Raw genomic sequence first — 18985 nt, forward strand, 5'->3', positions numbered from 1 at the left:
CCGGTGGCAAAAGCCACCGGTCAATAATTCCAAAGGGAGAAATGCCATGAGACAGATCAAAACAACCGCCCTCGCCGCCCTGATGTCGGCAACGGCACTGACCACCGTTTACGCCGCCGATCCGATCAAGATCGGCGTCGTGACGCCGCTCAGCGGCACCTATGCCGGCATCGGCCAGCAGGTGAAATGGGGCCTCGAACTCGCAACGAAGGAAGTGAACGCTGCCGGCGGCATCATGGGCCGGCCGGTCGAACTGATCTTCGAAGACGAGGAAGCAAACCCCGCCGTTGCCGTGCAGAAGGCCGACAAGGTCTTTCAGGTCAACAAGGTCGACTTTCTCACCGGGACTGTGAACTCGGGCTCGACGCTTGCCGTCGGCCAGGTTGCCGAACGTGCCGGCAAGCTGATGGCGACAACCGTGTCGTTCGCCGATTCCATCACCGGCGACAAATGTTCGCCCAATGTCTATCGCGTCAATGCCCGCGCCGGTCAGCAATCGGCCGCCCTCGCCGTCTGGATGTCCAAGGACAAGCCGAAGGCGAAAGTGTTCTATCTCGGCCCGGATTATGAAATGGGCCGTTCGACCGTCGCCGCCTTCAAGCAGAGCGCCGAGAAGGTCGGCGCGCAGACTGGCGGCGAGGTTTTCGCCCCGCTCGATTCCAAGGACTACACGCAGTATTTCGGTCAGCTTCGCGCCGCCCGGCCGCAGGTGCTCTACACCTCGGTCGCCGGCAACGACACCGTGCGTCTGTTCACGCAATTGCAGGAATTCGGCCTCCTTAACAACCTGACCGTTGTCGGCGCCTCCGGCACGGTGACGGCGCAGAATATCGGCGCAATCGGCAAGGCGGCGGAAGGTTTCGTCACCGGCGTCGGCTATTCGGCCGAGATCGATACACCCGAGAACAAGAAGTTCGTCGAAGCCTTCAAGGCCGCGAACAAGATCGATCCCGATCTTTATGGCGCGGACTCCTACGGCTTGATCTACGCCTACAAGGCGGCCGTCGAAAAAGCCAAGAGCACCGACACCGACAAGGTCCGCGAAGCCTTCAAGGATCTGACGTGGAAGACGCCGCAAGGCGAAAAGACGCTGCGCGCTGGCGATCATCAGGCCGTGCAGACGATGTATGTCGTGCGTGTCAACAACGGCAAATTCGGCATCGTCGGTCAGGTGAAGGGCGAAGACGCTATCGGCGCCGACACCTGCACGCGCTTCTGATCGAAACGGATATCGGGCGCGAGGCACGATGATGGCCGGAGCATTCGACTACTTCCAGTTCGTTCTGGCTCCCCAGATCGTCATCGGCCTCGTGCTGGGTGTCGCTGTGATCCTGGTGGCGCTCGGGCTGACCATCATTTTCGGTCTGCTCGACGTGATCAACATGTCGCACGGCGAGTTCTACGCGCTCGGCGCCTTCATCAGCGTCTCGCTCGCAGCGCTCGGCGTGCCGTTCTGGCTGCTGCTGGTGCTTGTGCCGGCGCTGATGTTGCCGATCGGCTATGCGGTGGAGCGATTGCTGATCCAGCGGGTGTTTCATTCGCCGGATCGGCACGTCACGACATTGCTGCTGACCTTCGGCCTCGCTTTGGTGCTGGAAGATGTTTTCCGTCTGATCTGGGGCCCCAATCCGCTGCGGCCGGAAACGCCGATCCGCGGCGCGATCGAAGTCGCCGGCCTGTTCCTGCCGCTCTATCGCGTCTTCATGATCGGCATCGGTGCGCTGATCATCATCGGCACGGCGCTGATCGTCTATCGTACACGCATTGGCGCAATGGTGCGCGCCGCCGCCTTCGACCGCAACATGGCGGCCTCGCTCGGCGTGCCGGTGCAACTGGTCTATGCTGGCGCTTTTGCCTTCGGCGTCTCGCTTGCGGGCCTCGCCGGCGTTCTGCTGGCGCCGCTCTATTCGGTCTTTCCGACCATGGGCCGCGATTTCATTTTGATGGCCTTCACCGTCGTCATTGTCGGCGGCATGGGCTCGATCGCCGGCGCCGTCGTCGCCGGCCTGTTCCTGACACAGGTTCAGGCGATCGCGTCTCTTTATATCTCGCCAGTCTGGACCGACCCGATCGTGTTCGGAATCATGGTGATCATGCTGATGGTGCGGCCGCAGGGCCTGTTCGGGCGGCTCGGCCATGCGTGATGCTCTCACCACATCGATGCGTGCGAGCCATTGGCTCGCCGCCCTGCTCGTCGTCTTCGCGCTGATCACCGCCGCGGTGGGCGCGGCGATGAACGACACCTTCTACCTGCGGCTCGCCACTGAGGCGCTGATCTTCGCCGGTCTTGCTTTATCGGTCGATATCCTTCTCGGCTATACCGGCCTCCTCTCGCTCGGACAGGCGCTGTATTTCGGACTCGGCGCTTACATCTCCGCATTGACGCTGATGCAGGTGCCGTCATTCTGGCTGGCCTTGCTGGTCGCTCTCGCGTCCGGACTGGTGCTGGGCCTCGTCGGCGGCTTCATCGCCTTGCGGGTGCGCGGTGTCTATTTCGCGCTGATCACCTTCGGCATGGCGCAGGTGATTGCCAAGGTCATCTATAATACCCGAGCGCTCGGCGCCTCCGACGGCATGACCGGCGTGCCGATCATCGATGTCAATCTCGGCATCACATCGATTTCAAGCGCATCGCCGGCCGGCTTCTTCCTCGTCGTGCTGGCGGTGACCATGGTGCTCTACGCCATCGCCGCCTATCTGCTCGATACGCCGTTCGGCCGGTTGCTGATCGCGATCAAGGCCAATGATCGCCGCGTGCCGTTCCTCGGATACAAGGCGCCAACACTGCGGCTCGGCTCCTATGTCCTCGCGGCGACCATCGCCACCGTGTCCGGCGCGCTATATCCGATGCTGCGCGGCTTCGTGTCGCCGGAACTGCTGTTCTTCTCAACCTCCGGCAATGCCGTCATCACCGTCATTCTGGGCGGCGTCGGCACACTGGTCGGTGCCCTCTATGGCAGCATCTTGCTGACGGTTCTGAAATCGGTGATCGGCAGCTGGACCGAACACCATCTGATCATCATCGGCCTTCTGTTCATGGGCGCTGTGATCTTCTTCCCGCAAGGCCTGATGGGCGTCATACGCCCGCAGGTCGCCAAGTGGCTTTCGTACAGGTGGCTATCGCGCGGAGGCAAACCATGACCGCGCCGGTTCTCGAAACCCGCAATCTCTCCATCTGGTTCGGCGGCTTGCGCGCGGTCGACAATGTCAGCTTCAGCGTCGCACGCAACCGCATCACCACCATCATCGGGCCGAACGGCGCCGGCAAATCGACGCTGTTCAATCTGATCTCGGGTGCGATACGTCCGCGCTCCGGCGGTCATGTGCTGATCGACGGCACGGACTACACCGCGCAGCCACCGTACAAGATGCAGGCGGCGGGGCTCGCGCGTTCGTTCCAGATCACCAACCTGTTCTTCAACCTGTCCGTTGCCGAAAACCTGCGGCTCGCCTCGCAAATTCTCGAACCCTGGCGCATGGCATGGCGCCCCGTCTCCGCGAGCAAGGCGGCGCTGACTCGCGTCGATGAATTGCTGGAGCGTTTTTCACTCACCAGCAAAGCCGCCTATCAGGCCGGCGAACTCTCGCATGGCGAACAACGCCGTCTGGAAGTCGCAGTCGCCCTCGCCTGCAAACCCAAAGTGCTGCTGCTGGACGAGCCGACGCAAGGCATGAGCCACGGCGACACACAGGACACGGCGGAACTGATCAAGTCGCTGGCGAGCGATGTCACGGTGCTGCTGATCGAGCATGACATCGGCCTCGTGATGAGCCTGTCCGATCATGTGATCGTCATGCATCAGGGCCAGAAGCTCGCCGAAGGCGCGCCCGCGGACGTCCGCAACAACCCGGCCGTTCAGGCCGCCTATTTCGGGCACGCCTGACATGCTCGACATCCGCAATCTCCACACCAATTACGGTTCGAGCCACATCATTCAGGGCATCGACGTTTCGGTGCGCGATGGCGAAGTGTTCGGCATCTTCGGACGCAACGGCGTCGGCAAGACGACGCTGCTGAAAGCGATCGCCGGTTGGGTGAAGCCGACCCAAGGCGAAATCGAATTCGCCGGCACGCGCATCGACGGTCTCAGGTCCGATCGCATCGCCCGGCTCGGTGTCGGCCTTGTCCCGGAGGACCGGCGGATCTTTCCCGGCCTCAGTGTCGAGGAAAATCTCACGCTTGGCTTCCTGCAGGTGCCGGGCCGCTCCCGCGCCGACGGTCAGGCGGCACTGGACAACATCTACAAGCGGTTTCCTCGATTGGCGGAACGCCGCCGCCAGAACGGCACGACCTTGTCGGGCGGCGAGCAGCAGATGCTGGCCATGGCCCGCGTCATGATCGGCAAGCCGCGCCTCCTGCTCATCGACGAGCCGAGCGAGGGCCTGGCGCCGATGATCGTGGCCGATCTCTTCGCGATCATCCGCGAGATGAAAGCCGCTGGCTGCACGATCCTGCTGGTCGAGCAGAATGTGCACCAAGCCCTTTCGGTGTGCGACCGCTTCATCGCCATCGAGCGCGGGCGCGTAATGCTGAGCGGTGATGCAAAGAACAAAGGCGATTGTGAGCGTCTGGTCGAAGGGATCGCCGTTTAGCACACACTGAAAACAAGAAATTGGGAGGATAACCGTAATGATGAGAACGAGATTGCTTCTGGCCGCAGCGTTTCTGTGTGCGGCAACAACCGTCGACGCGCATGCACAAAGCGATAATTATCCCAATCGGCCGGTGACGGTGATCATGCCGTTCGCCGGCGGCAGCGCCAGCGATGTCATCACGCGCATCCTGCTCGATCGCATGTCGAAGACCTTGGGACAGCCCTTCGTCGTCGATAACAGGCCCGGCGCCGGCGGCAATACCGGAACGGCGGCCGCCGCCAAGGTCACGCCCGACGGCTATACGCTGCTCGTCAGTTCATCCGGCCCGCTGGCGGCGAACAAGACGCTGTTCAAGTCGCTGCCCTACGAACCGGAAAAAGACTTCACACCGGTCTCGCTGTTCGCGGTGATGCCGAACATCGTGGTCGTCAATTCCAAATTGCCGCCCAAGACGCTGAGCGAGTTCATCGGCTACGCCAAGGCGCATCCCAAGCAGCTCAATTACGGCAGTGTTGGCGTCGGTTCATCGCAACACCTGGCTGGCGCCTTTTTTGATCAGTTGGCGGGCGTCGAACTGGTGCACGTGCCCTATCGCAACATCGCGCAATACACGCCGGATTTCATCGCCGGTCAGGTGCCGATCGGCTTCCAGCTTCTGCCGAATGTGTCGGCGCTGCTGCAATCCGGCGACGCACGGCCGCTGGCTGTCACCAGCGACAAGCGCATGACCGCGTTGCCGGATGTTCCGACAGCGGAAGAAGCGGGCCTGAAAGGCTATCAGACCGGCGCATGGTTTGCCTTGCTCGGCCCGGCCGGCATGCCGAAGCCGATCGTCGACAAACTGTATGCGGCCATGTCGGAAGCCTTGAAGGACCCGGAGGTGCGCAAGCGCCTCACCGAACAAGGTGCCGAGCCATCCTCGCCCGGGCCCGAGCACCTCAAGAAGTTCATCGCCTCCGAAACGATCAAGCAGCGCGACATCATCAAGAACGCCGGCGTCGAGCCGATGTGAGACGGATCAGCGGGGCCTTTACAGGCTCCGCGCTTGCCCTGCTCCGGGCGCCGGCCTCATTCCGCCCGGCGCGACGTTGCGTGATGCCAGGGCAACGCAATGCGCTCGATCGCTCCGATCAGCGCTATCAGGGCGACACCCAGCACCGCGAGAATGGCGATCGCGGCAAAGACGCGCGGCGTGTCGAAGGTCCCCTGCGCCGTGAGGATCACATAGCCAAGACCACGCTGCGAGGAGACGAACTCGCCGACAATGGCACCGACCAGCGCCAGCGACATCGCCACCTTGAGCCCGGCAAACAGATGCGGCAGCGCGCAATAGAGCTTGATCCGCAGCAGCACTTTCAGGCGCGATCCGCGCAGCGTGCGCGCCAGATCGATGGTGTCCGGCGGCACCGATTGCAGACCGAGCGCGGTATCGATCACCACGGCGAAGACCGCGATCAGAAAGGCGATGGCGATTTTCGGTTCCGCCCCGGTGCCGAACCAGATCAGGAATAGCGGTGCCAGCGCCACCTTCGGCACGCTGTTGAGCGCGACAAACAGCGGAAACAGCAACCGGTCCAGCACCTTCCACTCAACGATGAGAATGGCGAAAAGGACGCCGAACACGGTGGCGACGGCAAAGCCCGCCAGCGTGATGCCAAGTGTATACGCCGTCTGCTCCGCGAACCAGACCGGCGAAGCGATCAGTTCTTCGCCAATCAGCGAGGGCGCCGGCAACAGGATCGGCCGCACGCCGAACAGGCGAACGCCCGCCTCCCACACGAGGAGAAAGATCACCGCGCCGAGGAGCGGCATGGCGCTGCGGCGCGCGGCTTTGGCCAGAGCACTAATCATGGATCAGGCCCATCTGTTCGAACAGGCCCCGGATGCGGCTGGTATAAGCGCCGAATTCTGCGCTTTCCCGTATCGCCAGTTTGCGTTCGGCCGGAAGATCGATGGCAATGTCCTCGACGATGCGGCCCGGCCGCGGCGTGAACACGACCACGCGGGTCGAGAGAAACACCGCCTCGGTGATGCTGTGCGTAACGAACACGACCGTCATCCGGTGCCTGGTCCATAGCCGGCGCAGATCGACATTGATCTGATCACGCGTCAGCGCATCCAGTGCTCCGAACGGCTCATCCATCAGCAGCAGGCGTGGATCCAGCAGCAGCGAGCGGCAGATGGCGACGCGCTGGCGCATGCCGCCGGATAACGCTTGCGGATAGGCGCCGGTGAACGCGTCCAATCCGACCATCCGCAGCAATTCGCGCGCGCGGGCTTCGTATTTCTTCTTGCCATAGCCGCCGAAATCGGCAGGCAGCAGAACATTCTCGAGGACGTCGAACCATTCCAGCAGCGCATCGCGCTGAAACGCCATGCCAAGACGCTCCGGCGGCCCCTTGATCGGCGCGCCATCGAGTTGAAGGCTGCCGCTCGTCGGTACTTCGAGGCCGGCGAGACAACGAAGGAATGTGCTCTTGCCGCATCCGCTCGGCCCGACCAGGCTAATAAATTCACCTTCGGCAATGTCGAGCGAAATGCCTTGCAATGCGGTGACGCCATCGGCACCGCCGAAACGTTTGACGACGTCAGACGCCGCGATCATCGGCTTCGTCAACGGACGTGATCAATGCTTGCCGCTGGCGACATCGGCAACGATCGCAGCGTCGATCAATTCGTTCGTGAATGTCGAATTCGAATCCAGGCTTTTGTCGACCAGTCCACCTTCCACCAGAACCTCCACCGCCCGTTTCCAGTCGGAGGCCGCCATCGTGCCGAAGGGCAGCGACTTGGTCGCCTCGGTCACGGTGTAATCCTTCAGCGTATCGATTTGCTGGCGCAGCACGGCGGGATTAAGCTTGGCCTGCGGCCGCGCCGCGATGATCGCCTGCACCGCTTCATCCTGATGCCCGTCGAAGATATAGGCCCAGGTCCCGGAGACGACGCTGGCAAAGCGTTTCAGCGCCTCGCGTTTCGACGCGATCGACTTTTCCGTCGCCATCAATCCGAAGCTTGGAAAATTGAGGCCCTGATCGGCGAAGCGGATGGCATTCGAGGGCCGCTGGCTTGCGACCACGGCCAGAAAGAATGGCGCCGACGAAAACGCAGCATCGGAGCGTCCCGCCATGTACAGCCCCGCCTTCCCGGCCGCGTCGACGCTGATCAGATCGACATCGCCTCGTGTCAGCTTGCCGGCGGCGAGAAAGCGATCAATGAACGGCGCTTCCAGCGAGCCGGCCGTAAAGGCAATCTTCTTGCCCTTGAGATCGGCCGGCCCCGCGATGCCGCTGTCTTTCGGCACCAGCAGGCCGATATCGTTCTGCTTGATGAAACCGGCAATCGCCTTGACCGGCAATCCCTTGGAGCGGGCGATAACCATCGGCGCGAGCGAGGCATGGCCGACATCGTATTCGCCATTGCCGACGATCTGAACGGTGGCGACGGATCCGTTACCGTCTTCCAGCACGACATCGAGATCGTATTTTGCGAACAATCCCTTCTTCGCTGCCAGATGGAAGGGCGCTTGCGATCCCCACGGCGTCCAGTCGAGCCGGACGGCCAGACGATCGGCGGCCGACGCCGGCTGATTCGTCAGTACACCAGCAGAAAGAACTGCAATCGCAGTCAACAACCGAAATCCAAACATGTGCACACCCCTCACATTTGCCCGGCATTACTGCTGCTTCCGGAAAAAGGATACCACGCCCCCTCACTTCCGCAAGATATGATTATGTACTGATCATTTGCCAAAGCGCCGCACAAACAAGCGTGGCGTCGAAGCGCCCCAGACGCAATTTACGTCGCTCGCAACATTCAGGCCGCACGCGCTGTTTCAGAACGCGTCGGCCTGCGTGCTTGGTTCGGTCGTTCGGAAGGCATCGAGCGTCATGCAGCGATCGGTGATCGCCAACAGCTTCGGATAAGCGTCCAGCGAACAATTGAACCGCCGCGCGTTGAAAATTTGCGGCACGAGGCAGATATCCGCCATTGTCACCGTATTGCCGTAACAGAAATCGCCGGACATCCCCTCGCGCGCGAGGTAACCCTCAAGGCCCGACAACCCTTCGGCGATCCAGTGCTCATACCAGGCATTGGTGGCCGCTTCGTCGGCGCCGAATTGCGCCTTCAGATGCTTCAGCACCCGCACATTGTTGAGCGGATGAATTTCACAACCGATGATTTGCGACACCGCCCGCACATAGGCCCGCCCGGCCGGATCCTTCGGCATCAACGGCGGATCGGGATAGACCTCATCGAGATACTCGATGATCGCCATCGACTGGATCAGCGACCGGCCGCCCTCGACGAGGAGCGGCACCAATCCCTGCGGGTTGATGTCCCGATACGACGGGACCCGGTGCTCCATCTTCGGCAGGCTGACATAATGCGGCTCGTAATCGAGCCGCTTGTAAGCCAGCGCAATCCTCAGACGGAACGAGGTCGAGGAGCGGAAGAACGTGTAGAGCTGACGTGACATGTCACGTCACTCTGCCGCCTTCTGCAGGATCTCGTCCGGTGTCGAGGAGACCACCTCGACATATTTCGGGATGAATTTCCCGCCTTCGATATACTTGATGAATTCCGGCTTGATCTCGTTGGCGAGAATCTTGCGGATCTTGGCGTGCTCCTCGATGTCACTCCACTCGGCGATCAGGAAGAAACGCTGCGGATCTTCGGTGTCGCGGCAAAGCACGCCGTCCTTCACCTGCGCCGATGATTTATGCATCGGATTGCCGTCCGAATAGTCAAACTCCTCGAACAGCCTGATGAATTCTTCCTCATGCCCAGGCATGACTTTGAAGTCGTAAATGTGAAGATAATTGCCCTTGGTGGCGATCGGCTCCTGCGCCATGCGAGTCTCCCGTTCCGTGGAATATATGATGGTACACTGAGTATTTTTCTTTAGCAATAGCGTCGATATCGCGCGCTTTTGCGATGCGCAACGGTTCGTCTGCAGTTGTGTGACGGAAAAATGATGTTATACTGATTATAATTTCCAGTGTGAGAGATGCCGCAGATGGCATGGACGATAGCGGCTTCGTTGAACGAGGTCCCCGAGGGCAAAACCCTTGGCGTGGAAGTCGATGGCGTTCACATCGCGCTCTACAATCTCGACGGCAAAATCTACGCGACGCACGGAATTTGCACACACGCCCTCGCCCTTCTGTCCGAAGGCTGGATCGAAGACGGCAAGATCGAATGTCCGCTGCATCAGGGGCAGTTCGATATTCGCAGTGGAAAGGCATTGTGTTCGCCCGTCACCGAAGACTTGCGGACATTCGCTGTGCGTGTCGACGGCAACGACATCCTCGTCGATGTCGATCAGCCGGGGGCCGCCTCACCGCTCAAGCATGTTACGCCCGAACCGGCGGCCTCGGAAAACACAAATCGGTCGGACAACACCAATCGCGTGGTGATTGTCGGCGCCGGTCAGGCTGCGGCGGCGGCCATTCGCGCGATGCGCGCCGAGGGTTTCAACGGCAGCATCGATCTCGTCGGCGCCGAACCGCATCTTCCCTATGAAAGGCCGCCGCTGTCGAAGGAGCTGTTGCTCGGCCAGGCGGACGCTGCATCCGGCGTACGGCTCAGCGAGGCGGATGCAGCGCAGCACGGCGTGCATCTGCATCTTGGCATTGCGGCGACGTCGGTCGATCCGGCGCAGCGGCAGATCACGCTCGATGATGGCGGTGTGCTGGCCTACGACGCGTTGCTGATCGCCACCGGCGGAGAGCCCCGGCGTCTGAGCATTCCCGGCGCCGATCTCGCCGGCGTCCATTATCTGCGGACGATCGAGGATTCGCTGGCGATTGCAGCGGCCCTTGACGGCGCACATCATGTTGCCGTCGTCGGCGGCGGCTTCATCGGGCTGGAGCTCGCATCGGCAGCGATCACGCGTGGCGTTGCCGTCACGCTGCTCGAGCGCGAGCCGGAGATCATGGCGCGGATCATGCCCGCGGCCATCGGCGGCGCCTTCCGCGATCTCGCGCGGCGTCATGGCGTCGATGTGCGCCGCAACGCCACCGTCACCGCCATCACCAAGCGCGGCACACGCCTCGGCGTCATCACCGGTGAGGATGTGGTCGAAGTCGATGCGGTGCTTGTTGGCATCGGCATGCAGCCCATGCTGAGCCTGGCTTTGCAGGCCGGCTGCGCAACCACGACAGGCGGCATCGCTGTGGATGCGCAGGGGCGCACTTCCGTGCCGGGAATCTGGGCGGCGGGCGATTGCGCCTTATATCACGATGCCATCGCCGGCCGTCGGATATCGCTCGAAAGCTGGCAGAATGCCGAAGAACAAGGCGCGGCAGCAGGCCGCTCCATGGCCGGAAACAAGGCGCCGGCTGCGCAAAAGCGGCCATGGTTCTGGACCGACCAGTTCGGCTGCAACATTCAGATGCTGGGCGTGACTGGCCCGCAAGATGGCGTGGCGTTTGCAGGTTCAGCCCAAGCGGCGCCCGGCGCGATCTATCGCACCTTCGATCGCGCGACCGGCGTGCTGACCAGTGTTGTTGCTTTCTCCGACCCGCAGGCCATCCGGGCTGCGCGGGCCGAACTCGACGCCGCAACCCTATACGACCCAGCGGTCCACGGCCCTCTCCTGTCCGACGAGCGGGAGGACGCCGACACAACGACGGAGGCTAGCCTCATGAATGCCCATCCGAGCCTGTCGCTCACCAAGCGCTATATCTGGCCGGCCGACGGCCTGACGCGCATTCCCGATTGGGTCTATACCGATCAGACCATTTATGAGCGCGAGGTCGAGAAGATCTTCCATGGCCGCACGTGGAATTATGTCGCGCTGGAAGCCGAAGTGCCGAATGCCGGCGACTATATCCGCTCGAATGTCGGGCCGACGCCGGTCGTGGTCGCGCGCGCCGAAGATGGATCGATCAATGTCTTCGAGAACCGCTGTGCCCATCGCGCAGCTGAGTTCTGCCGCGAGCTGTCCGGCAATGCCAAGGAGTTCGTCTGCCCCTATCATCAATGGTCCTACGACCTGAAGGGCAATCTTGCGGGCGTTCCGTTCCGGCGGGGCGTTGGCGGCAAAGGCGGCATGCCGGCCGACTTCAAGAATGCAGACCATGGCCTGCGCCGTCTCAAAGTCACCACACACCGCGGCGTTGTGTTTGCATCCTATTGCGAGGACATGGAGCCGCTCGCCGACTATCTCTCCCCGGAGATCCTGCGCGAGTTCGAAGCGACCTTCGACGGACGCCGCCTGAAGGTCCTCGGTCATTACCGCCACTCGCTGCCGGGCAATTGGAAGCTCTATCACGAGAACCTGAAAGACCCGTATCACGCAACGCTGCTGCACACCTTCCTGGTGACATTCGGTCTTTTGGTGGCCGGCAACAAATCGCTGATGCTCGCCGATCCGAGCGGGCGTCACGGCGTGATGGCGTCGGCCAAGTCGGACGGCAAAGCTGTGTCCAGCGACGCCAAGAAGGAAATGCGCGCCTACAAGGAAGGCATGACGTTGGCCGATCCGCGCTTCATGGATTTCGTCGACGAGTTCGACAGCCCGTGGTCGGTGACCATGGCGACGATCTGGCCCAATCTGATCATCCAGCGCGAGATGAACACGCTCGGCATCCGGCAGATCGTCCCCACCGGCCCGCATGAATTCATCATGAAATGGACCATGTTTGGCTATGAAGGCGATACCGAAGAGATGACACGGCATCGCCTGCGGCAAGGCAATCTCATGGGTCCCGCAGGCTTCCTCGGCCTGGAAGACAACGAAGCGATCAAGTTCGTCCAGGATGGCATGCTGGGCGTGCCGCATGGCGAACATCTCGTGAAGCTCGATCCCGCGGTCGAAGCCGGCACCGCCGACAACCTGATTTCGGAATCGGCCATCCGCGCCATGTACAAACACTGGCGTGCGGAAATGGGACTCTAGGTCATGGATCTCGCCGTCAAGCGCACCCCATCGCCCGCTCCGCTCATGGATCCCCGTCTTGAAGCCGTTCTGCTGCGGCACGAGATCGAAACCTTCAACGTCCGCTATGCGGCGGCGCTGGATGAGCAGCGCCTCTCCGACTGGACGGACATGTTCACCGACGACGCGCTCTACGTCGTCCTTTCGCGCGAGAATTTCGACCACAACATGCCGGTCGGCCTGATCTATTGCGAAGGCAAGCCGATGATCCATGATCGCGCTTTCGCATTGAGCGAAACGGCGATGTTCGCGCCGCGCTACCTGCGGCACATCATCGGAAATCTCGATGTGCTGAGCGAGGAACAGGACGGCATCGTCAAGGCGCGCGCGAACTATGTCGTGCTGCAGGTGCTTTTCGATCGCCCCGACGCAACACTGCATCAGGTCGGCGCCTATCACGATGTCTTCCGCCGCGAGAACGGCGTGCTCAAGCTCGCCGAACGCCGCTGCGTCTACGATAACCTGCTGGTTCCGAACGCGCTCTGTTTGCCGGTTTGAGGCCACATGATCTGCGGACAAACCCCGACAGATACAGGTCCCGCTCGCACCAGGCGAGCGGCCTCAGCTCGGCTGAAACACTGTCCGGCCCAGATGGTTGTTGGCGTCCACAAGCCGCAACAGTCCCGCCATCAATGCTGCCCGCTCCTTCGGCGGCAACGGCTCGAGCAAACGGGCCTGCGCGCGCTGCATCGCCTTGAACATTTCGCGGGTGACTTTCTCGCCCGCTGGCGTCAGACGAGCGAGCACAGCTCTGCGGTCCACCTCGCCTCTGCGGCGCGTCAACAGACCCCGCTGCTCCAGGCGGCGAAGAACATCGGCGACATTGGTGCGATCGATGCCGACCTCGCGCCCGAGCGTGTGCTGATCGGTATCGGGATTGAGACTGAGCGTCGTCAGCAGCGAGTATTGGACCGGGGTGATGTCGAAGCCGGCGCATTCCTCGAAGAACAGCGCGTAATTGATTTGATGCAGCCGGCGGATCAGGAATCCGGGACGGGCCCACAGCGGCATGCTGGCATAGAGAGACCGGTGCTCGACGCTCTTTTTGCGGGCTGGCGCGGCTTTCTTGGTCCGGACTGGGGTGGTCTTCTTGCTTTTCTTGGATTTGGCCAACGTCAAAAATCTCCCTGCGACTTCTCCGGCCGCTCTCTATCACCGTCCGCTTTCACTCGCATCTCCTTCGTTTTGGAAGATCCCATAAACTCGTCACGGCTCCATCTCCGCGCGTGACCGATTGCAGGCTTTCCCTATGACGGAGTTCATCAGCCCTGGGCCCGCAAAGAAAATAAGCAGCACGCTGCATAATATAGCGAGTCAGCGAATGTCCGCAATCGATCGGCGCCGCAATCGCCCGGTTCGTTTCATCGGACATCGCCGGGACTACACCAGATCCATTCTAATATATCTGCGGAATCCTGCAGTTTTTGCCGCAGTCGACCGATCGCCCATATCGAAGATGCCCTGACGCCGGTAGACGCCCTGAAGTGGTGCAGCTTTTGCATCGTTCAAATAGGATATATACTGAGTAATATGGTTCAGACATGACCGCACACGGCACGACGAACATGGTTCTTGGCAGACATGAAAGCGATTCCGATGGCGCGATGGTCGCGGCCGCAATGCATTTGTCAGCCGTCGTATTTTTCCAGTGAAGAAGAAGGGGATGGGAACTATGAATCGTCGTAAGCTATTAAAGGGATTGGCGGGCGGGACCGCTGCAACTGCTACGCTCGCTGCACCGGCCATTGCACAGACGCAGCCGACTGTCCGTTGGCGTATGGCGACGGGCTGGCCGAAAAGCCTCGACACGATCCATGGATCGGCAGAAGAGCTTTGCAAGCGCGTCGGTCAATTGACCGAAGGCCGCTTTGACATCCGCTGCTTCGCCGGTGGCGAAATCGTTCCGCCGCTGCAGGTTCTCGACGCCGTCCAGAACGGCACGATCGAGTGCGGGCACGTATTGTCCGCCAATTATATCGGCAAGAGCCCGACCTACGCCTTCGACGCCGGCTTGCCGTTTGGGCTGAATGCGCGGCAACAGGCAGCGTGGCTCTTTGAAGGCGGCGGATTGCCGCTCATTCGCGACTTCTACAAAAAGACCAATGTCATCCCCTTCCCGTGCGGCAATGTCGGCACTCAGATGGGCGGCTTCTACCGCAAGGAAATCAACTCCGTGCAGGACCTTCAGGGCCTGAAGATTCGCATCGGCGGTCTGGGCGGTGTGATCCTGCGCAAGCTCGGCGCCGTGCCGCAGCAATTGCCGCCGTCCGATATCTATTCCGCCCTGGAGCGCGGCACGATCGACGCGTCGGAATGGATCGGACCATATGACGATGCCAAGCTCGGTTTGAACAAGGTGGCGAAATTCTATTACGCCCCCGGCTGGTGGGAAGGCAGCGCCGGCATTACCGCGCCGGTCAGCCTGCCGGCGTGGAATGCGCTGCCCGAGCATTTCAAGATCGCCTTCGAGACCGCGTGCAACGAACAAATGATGATGATGCTCGCGAAATACGATGCGCGTAATCCGGATGCGCTGCGGCGCATGATCGGCGAAGGCACGCAACTGCGTCTCTTCCCGCGCCCGGTGCTCGACGCCTGCTACCAGGCCAGCTTCGAGACCTTCGACGAGTTGTCAGCCAAGGACGCCGACTTCAAGACGATCTACGGCCCCTGGAAGCGTTTCCTCGAAAGCTCCAATCCGTGGTTCCGGGTGGCCGAGCAAAGCCTCGACGCCTATCGCTTCTCCCACGATATCCCGCCATCCAAATGAACCTGCGCATCTGATTGCGCGACCCGTGCCGGGCGATCCAAATCGCCCGGCACATCTTCATTTGCAGATCGATACGCCATTCGCTTTGCGAGCCTGCGGTGAACAGGGCAGCGAATGTCAAATCCTCCCCACGAGATCGATCTGCAACAAAGGATGGATTGATGCGTGCTTTGATGGCCTTGAGCCGCGGCATTGATGCCTTGAGTGCGGCCTTCGGCAAGATTGCGGACTGGATGGTGGCAGCGGCCTGTCTCATCAGCGCCGCCAATGCCGTGATCCGCTACAGTCTGAGCAACAGCTCGAACGCCTGGCTGGAAGCGCAATGGTATCTTCTGGCGGGCATGGTCATGCTCGGCGCCAGCTACACGCTGTTCCGCAACGGGCATGTCCGCGTCGATCTGCTGTACAGCACCTACAGCACCCGCACGCGTCTGTATGTCGACCTGTTCGGCATGACCTTCTTTCTGCTGCCGACCACCATCCTGCTGACCTGGATGACCTGGCCATTCTTCGTCACCAGCTGGTTGTCGGACGAAGCCTCCTCGAATGCCGGCGGGCTGCTGCGATGGCCAGTGAAGCTGATCCTGCCCCTCGGCTTTCTGCTGCTCACGTTGCAGGGCTTTTCGGAAATCATCAAACGCATCGCGCTGTTGCGGGGCATGGATCCGCAAACCGAAGTCGTGACCGATTATCAACGACCGGACCAATGATCATTTCCCCTGTACCTGCCGATCTCGTGAAAGATACCGCCCGATGTTGACTGTAGAGCATATGCCGCCGCTCATGTTCGGCGGCATCGTCGTGTTCCTTTTGATCGGCTTTCCGGTTGCTTTCTCGCTTGCCGCGGTCGGGCTGTTCTTCGGCTTCCTGTCGGTCCATCTCGGCTTCTTTCCGGAGGTCTATCTCGGCAATCTGCCGCTGCGCGTGTTCGGCATTCTGTCGAACGATCTGCTGCTGGCGATTCCGTTCTTCACGCTGATGGGCGCGATCCTCGAACGCAGCGGCCTGGCAGAAGACCTTCTGGAGGGAACGGGCCAGCTCTTCGGCGGCGTTCCGGGAGGCCTCGCTTATGCCGTGGTTATTGTGGGGGCCATTCTCGGCGCCATCACCGGCACCGTCGCCGCGTCGGTTATTGCGATGGGCATGATCTCGCTGCCGATCATGATACGCTACGGCTACGACATGCGCATTGCAACCGGCGTGATCGCCGCATCGGGCACGATCACACAGATCATTCCGCCCTCACTCGTCCTCATCATTTTGGCCGATCAGCTCGGCCGCTCTGTTGGCGACATGTATGCCGGCGCGATCGGCCCAGCGATTCTTCAGGTGCTGCTGTTCCTTGCCTTTGTCACCGTCGTGGCGCTGATTGCGCCGCATCGCGTGCCGCCACTGCCGAAGGAAGCTCGTAAACAGCGAGGCTGGCCGCTGATCCGGCGCGTTCTTTGGGGCATGGTGCCCTCCATTATCCTGATCTTCATTGTGGTCGGGACGATCTTCATGGGGCTCGCCACCCCGACCGAAGCCGGCGCGATGGGTGCCGTCGGCGCCGCCATTCTTGCTGCGCTCAACCGCCGTTTGACCTTCGCGTTGATCAATCAGGCCCTGCAGAACACCATGCGCATCACCTCGATGGTGATCTTCATCCTGATCGGCTGCACCGTGTTCAGCCTCGTCTTTCAGGGTGTGGACGGCTCACGCTGGATCGAGCATCTGCTCAGCCACGTACCCGGCGGACAGACCGGCTTCCTGATCTTCGTCAATGTCTTCGTGTTCTTTCTCGCCTTCTTCCTCGACTTCTTCGAGATCGCCTTCATCATCGTTCCGCTGCTGGCGCCGGTGGCCGACAAGCTCGGCATCGATCTCATCTGGTTCGGCGTTCTGCTTTGCGTCAACATGCAGACGAGCTTCATGCATCCGCCGTTCGGCTTCGCGCTTTTCTATCTGCGGGGCATTGCTCCGAAAGAAGTGTTGACGCGCGATATCTATCTTGGCGCCGTACCCTGGGTCGGGTTGCAACTCGTGTTGGTTGCGATCGTAATCGTCTGGCCCGGCAGCGTCACCTACTGGCTCGATAAACGCGCGAACGTGGATCCATCGACGATCCGCATCGAACTTCCGAAGACCGACAGCGGCGAGAACGACGCTCCGGCCTTGAGTTTCAAATAACGCCCCCCCTGCGCCGTTGCCTTGACAGGCCCTTCTTTATAGTCAGTATACATCGCATTATTGGACGGACAAGAAACCAGAATGGCCCTGACACGCACGCAGATGAACGATCGGGCGAAAGCAGGCAGCATCGAGGAAACGATCGCCGATACGCTGGACCGCTGCGAGCGCAGCCAGTCGGAGCTCAATGCTTTTGCCCGCATTGATCGCGACGGTGCACTCGCGACTGCGCGCAAACTTGACGCGGGCGAACAATCGGGAAAACTCGCCGGCATTCCGATCAGCGTGAAGGACATTCTCAATGTCGGCGGTCTGCCGACCCATTGGGGATCGCGGCTGATGCAGGATGCAGCGCCTGCCGCGGCCGATACGGTCGCCGTCGCGCGTCTCCGCGCCGCCGGTGCCGTCATCATCGGCAAGAGCACGACGACAGAATTCGCGCACACCATGATGGGCTCCTCGCCCCACACCGGCCTGACCGTCAATCCCTGGAATGCCGACATAACATGCGGCGGATCGAGCTGCGGCGGCGGCGTCTCCGTCGCCGCGGGCCTCGTTCGCATGGCACTGACCACCGACGCCGGCGCATCGACACGCTTGCCGGCGGCCTGCACCGGCGTTCTCGGATTGAAGCCGACCCTCGGCCGCATCCCGCATGATCTCGTGCCGGAAGGCTTTGCCAATTTCATTCATCTCGGCGCTATCACCCGCAACGTCGCGGACATGGCGCTCGCCCTTGAGGCGATGGCGGGACCAGCATCGAGCGATCCGCATTCGCTCGCCGTGCCGCCGATCGACACCTCGCGCATCAACGCCCAGGCCGGAAATCTTGCGGGCAAACGCATCGGCCTGCTCATGCAGGTCGGCAACGCCCGCATCAGCCGCACGATGACGGACACGATACGGCGCGTGGCCAAGTCCTTTGAAGACTTCGGCGCTTCCGTCGCGGAGATCGACTGGACGATCGACAACCCCGAGCCGACCTGGCGCATCCTGCAGCAATCGAACTGGGCGGCGCGGCTGGGCAAGACCATCGACGAGGTCGAGAGCAAGATCGAGCCAAGCCTGACCGAAGGCGTGCGCATCGGCCTGTCTTATTCCGGTCAGGATCTCCAGGGCGCTCTCAATCGCCGCACCGCCATTTTCCGGCATGTGCAGAAACTGTTTGAAGGCTTCGACTTCCTTCTGACGCCGGTAATGAGCCGCGAACCGCTGGATGCGCTGCACAAGCCGCTCGACCCGATCAGCATCGACGGCGAGGTGGTCGGCGACATGCGGCGCGAATGGACGCCCTATCTCAATCTTTTCGACCTGAGCGGACATCCCGCCATCAGCGTGCCGGCCGGATTGTCGGACAGCGGCGTTCCGCTGGCCTTCCAGCTCGTCGCCCCCTGGTATGCGGAAGAAAGATTGCTGTCGGCCGTCGCTTTCTATGAGCAGCAGCATCCCTGGCCACTTCTCGACGCCCGTTCGTGAGGTAAGCTATCGACCCGTTCAAGAGCGCAAAG

The 18985-nt window shown here is 61.4% G+C and carries 18 protein-coding genes; 12 read left to right on the forward strand and 6 right to left on the reverse strand.

The genetic code is table 11. The features are described from left to right. Nucleotides 1-46: 46 nt before the first annotated feature. The 6 genes from CAK95_RS25435 to CAK95_RS25460 are packed head-to-tail and all read left to right on the forward strand — an operon-like array spanning nucleotide 47 to nucleotide 5608. A complete protein-coding gene (locus CAK95_RS25435; protein WP_086090456.1) occupies nucleotides 47-1219 on the forward strand; it encodes an ABC transporter substrate-binding protein in 1173 nt (390 codons plus the stop codon). 28 nt (nucleotides 1220-1247) lie between these two features. Further along, nucleotides 1248-2144, forward strand: a complete 897-nt coding sequence (locus tag CAK95_RS25440; protein ID WP_245303521.1) for a branched-chain amino acid ABC transporter permease — start codon at nucleotides 1248-1250, stop codon at nucleotides 2142-2144. After that, the gene (locus tag CAK95_RS25445; RefSeq protein ID WP_086090457.1) at nucleotides 2137-3141 is read left to right on the forward strand and encodes a branched-chain amino acid ABC transporter permease; all 1005 of its coding nucleotides are present in this window, start codon (nucleotides 2137-2139) and stop codon (nucleotides 3139-3141) included. The genes CAK95_RS25440 and CAK95_RS25445 overlap by 8 nt, the downstream gene beginning before the upstream one ends. Beyond that, nucleotides 3138-3884 carry an ABC transporter ATP-binding protein gene (locus CAK95_RS25450; RefSeq protein WP_086090458.1) on the forward strand — a complete coding sequence of 249 codons (747 nt, stop codon included), beginning with the start codon at nucleotides 3138-3140 and terminating at the stop codon, nucleotides 3882-3884. The genes CAK95_RS25445 and CAK95_RS25450 overlap by 4 nt, the downstream gene beginning before the upstream one ends. 1 nt (nucleotide 3885) lies before the next feature. Next, nucleotides 3886-4593: an ABC transporter ATP-binding protein gene (locus tag CAK95_RS25455; protein WP_086090459.1), complete on the forward strand. Its 708-nt coding sequence runs from the start codon at nucleotides 3886-3888 to the stop codon at nucleotides 4591-4593. Nucleotides 4594-4630: 37 nt separating this feature from the next. Beyond that, a complete protein-coding gene (locus CAK95_RS25460) occupies nucleotides 4631-5608 on the forward strand; it encodes a Bug family tripartite tricarboxylate transporter substrate binding protein (protein WP_086090460.1) in 978 nt (325 codons plus the stop codon). Nucleotides 5609-5664: 56 nt separating this feature from the next. Here the strand turns inward: CAK95_RS25460 and CAK95_RS25465 are convergent, their stop codons facing one another. The 5 genes from CAK95_RS25465 to CAK95_RS25485 form a co-directional block, all read right to left on the reverse strand. Next, nucleotides 5665-6447, reverse strand: a complete 783-nt coding sequence (locus CAK95_RS25465) for an ABC transporter permease (RefSeq protein ID WP_086090461.1) — start codon at nucleotides 6445-6447, stop codon at nucleotides 5665-5667. Beyond that, complete coding sequence (locus tag CAK95_RS25470; protein WP_198343762.1) at nucleotides 6440-7201, reverse strand: ABC transporter ATP-binding protein; 762 nt, start codon at nucleotides 7199-7201, stop codon at nucleotides 6440-6442. Before CAK95_RS25470 ends, CAK95_RS25465 begins: the two co-directional genes overlap by 8 nt. Nucleotides 7202-7222: 21 nt before the next feature. Then, entirely contained in the window at nucleotides 7223-8224 is a 1002-nt protein-coding gene (locus CAK95_RS25475) for an ABC transporter substrate-binding protein (protein WP_198343763.1), read from the reverse strand. A gap of 204 nt (nucleotides 8225-8428) precedes the next feature. Beyond that, nucleotides 8429-9073, reverse strand: a complete 645-nt coding sequence (maiA, locus tag CAK95_RS25480; protein ID WP_086090464.1) for a maleylacetoacetate isomerase — start codon at nucleotides 9071-9073, stop codon at nucleotides 8429-8431. A 6-nt stretch (nucleotides 9074-9079) separates the two neighbouring features. Continuing rightward, nucleotides 9080-9448: an antibiotic biosynthesis monooxygenase family protein gene (locus tag CAK95_RS25485; protein WP_086090465.1), complete on the reverse strand. Its 369-nt coding sequence runs from the start codon at nucleotides 9446-9448 to the stop codon at nucleotides 9080-9082. 165 nt (nucleotides 9449-9613) lie between these two features. On the opposite strand from CAK95_RS25485, the gene CAK95_RS25490 reads away from it, so the two are divergent. Next, entirely contained in the window at nucleotides 9614-12499 is a 2886-nt protein-coding gene (locus tag CAK95_RS25490; protein WP_086091660.1) for an FAD-dependent oxidoreductase, read from the forward strand. Nucleotides 12500-12502: 3 nt separating this feature from the next. Continuing rightward, nucleotides 12503-13036: an aromatic-ring-hydroxylating dioxygenase subunit beta gene (locus CAK95_RS25495; RefSeq protein ID WP_198343764.1), complete on the forward strand. Its 534-nt coding sequence runs from the start codon at nucleotides 12503-12505 to the stop codon at nucleotides 13034-13036. A gap of 63 nt (nucleotides 13037-13099) precedes the next feature. On the opposite strand, the gene CAK95_RS25500 is transcribed toward CAK95_RS25495, so the two are convergent. After that, a complete protein-coding gene (locus tag CAK95_RS25500; protein ID WP_245303522.1) occupies nucleotides 13100-13651 on the reverse strand; it encodes a MarR family winged helix-turn-helix transcriptional regulator in 552 nt (183 codons plus the stop codon). Nucleotides 13652-14210: 559 nt separating this feature from the next. Here CAK95_RS25500 and CAK95_RS25505 point away from each other — a divergent pair. The 4 genes from CAK95_RS25505 (at nucleotide 14211) to CAK95_RS25520 (ending at nucleotide 18953) form a co-directional block, all read left to right on the forward strand. Further along, entirely contained in the window at nucleotides 14211-15308 is a 1098-nt protein-coding gene (locus tag CAK95_RS25505; protein WP_086090466.1) for a TRAP transporter substrate-binding protein, read from the forward strand. Between the two features lie 161 nt (nucleotides 15309-15469). Continuing rightward, nucleotides 15470-16018 (forward strand): TRAP transporter small permease subunit, encoded by a 549-nt coding sequence (locus CAK95_RS25510; RefSeq protein ID WP_086090467.1) that lies wholly within the window; start codon nucleotides 15470-15472, stop codon nucleotides 16016-16018. Nucleotides 16019-16061: 43 nt separating this feature from the next. Then, nucleotides 16062-17477, forward strand: coding sequence for a TRAP transporter large permease (locus tag CAK95_RS25515; RefSeq protein WP_086090468.1), 1416 nt, complete (start codon nucleotides 16062-16064; stop codon nucleotides 17475-17477). A gap of 81 nt (nucleotides 17478-17558) precedes the next feature. Beyond that, nucleotides 17559-18953, forward strand: coding sequence for an amidase (locus tag CAK95_RS25520; RefSeq protein WP_086090469.1), 1395 nt, complete (start codon nucleotides 17559-17561; stop codon nucleotides 18951-18953). The last annotated feature ends 32 nt before the right edge of the window (nucleotides 18954-18985 follow it).

This window comes from Pseudorhodoplanes sinuspersici (assembly GCF_002119765.1).
Taxonomy (GTDB): Bacteria; Pseudomonadota; Alphaproteobacteria; order Rhizobiales; family Xanthobacteraceae; genus Pseudorhodoplanes; species Pseudorhodoplanes sinuspersici.

Bases quoted from the DNA above. Each gene is read 5' to 3' on its own strand.
- CAK95_RS25435 (WP_086090456.1), top strand. From the start codon at position 47: ATGAGACAGATCAAAACAACCGCCCTCGCCGCCCTGATGTCGGCAACG.
- CAK95_RS25440 (WP_245303521.1), top strand. From the start codon at position 1,248: ATGATGGCCGGAGCATTCGACTACTTCCAGTTCGTTCTGGCTCCCCAG.
- CAK95_RS25445 (WP_086090457.1), top strand. From the start codon at position 2,137: ATGCGTGATGCTCTCACCACATCGATGCGTGCGAGCCATTGGCTCGCC.
- CAK95_RS25450 (WP_086090458.1), top strand. From the start codon at position 3,138: ATGACCGCGCCGGTTCTCGAAACCCGCAATCTCTCCATCTGGTTCGGC.
- CAK95_RS25455 (WP_086090459.1), top strand. From the start codon at position 3,886: ATGCTCGACATCCGCAATCTCCACACCAATTACGGTTCGAGCCACATC.
- CAK95_RS25460 (WP_086090460.1), top strand. From the start codon at position 4,631: ATGATGAGAACGAGATTGCTTCTGGCCGCAGCGTTTCTGTGTGCGGCA.
- CAK95_RS25465 (WP_086090461.1), bottom strand. From the start codon at position 6,447: ATGATTAGTGCTCTGGCCAAAGCCGCGCGCCGCAGCGCCATGCCGCTC.
- CAK95_RS25470 (WP_198343762.1), bottom strand. From the start codon at position 7,201: ATGATCGCGGCGTCTGACGTCGTCAAACGTTTCGGCGGTGCCGATGGC.
- maiA (WP_086090464.1), bottom strand. From the start codon at position 9,073: ATGTCACGTCAGCTCTACACGTTCTTCCGCTCCTCGACCTCGTTCCGT.
- CAK95_RS25485 (WP_086090465.1), bottom strand. From the start codon at position 9,448: ATGGCGCAGGAGCCGATCGCCACCAAGGGCAATTATCTTCACATTTAC.
- CAK95_RS25490 (WP_086091660.1), top strand. From the start codon at position 9,614: ATGGCATGGACGATAGCGGCTTCGTTGAACGAGGTCCCCGAGGGCAAA.
- CAK95_RS25495 (WP_198343764.1), top strand. From the start codon at position 12,503: ATGGATCTCGCCGTCAAGCGCACCCCATCGCCCGCTCCGCTCATGGAT.
- CAK95_RS25505 (WP_086090466.1), top strand. From the start codon at position 14,211: ATGAATCGTCGTAAGCTATTAAAGGGATTGGCGGGCGGGACCGCTGCA.
- CAK95_RS25510 (WP_086090467.1), top strand. From the start codon at position 15,470: ATGCGTGCTTTGATGGCCTTGAGCCGCGGCATTGATGCCTTGAGTGCG.
- CAK95_RS25515 (WP_086090468.1), top strand. From the start codon at position 16,062: ATGTTGACTGTAGAGCATATGCCGCCGCTCATGTTCGGCGGCATCGTC.
- CAK95_RS25520 (WP_086090469.1), top strand. From the start codon at position 17,559: ATGGCCCTGACACGCACGCAGATGAACGATCGGGCGAAAGCAGGCAGC.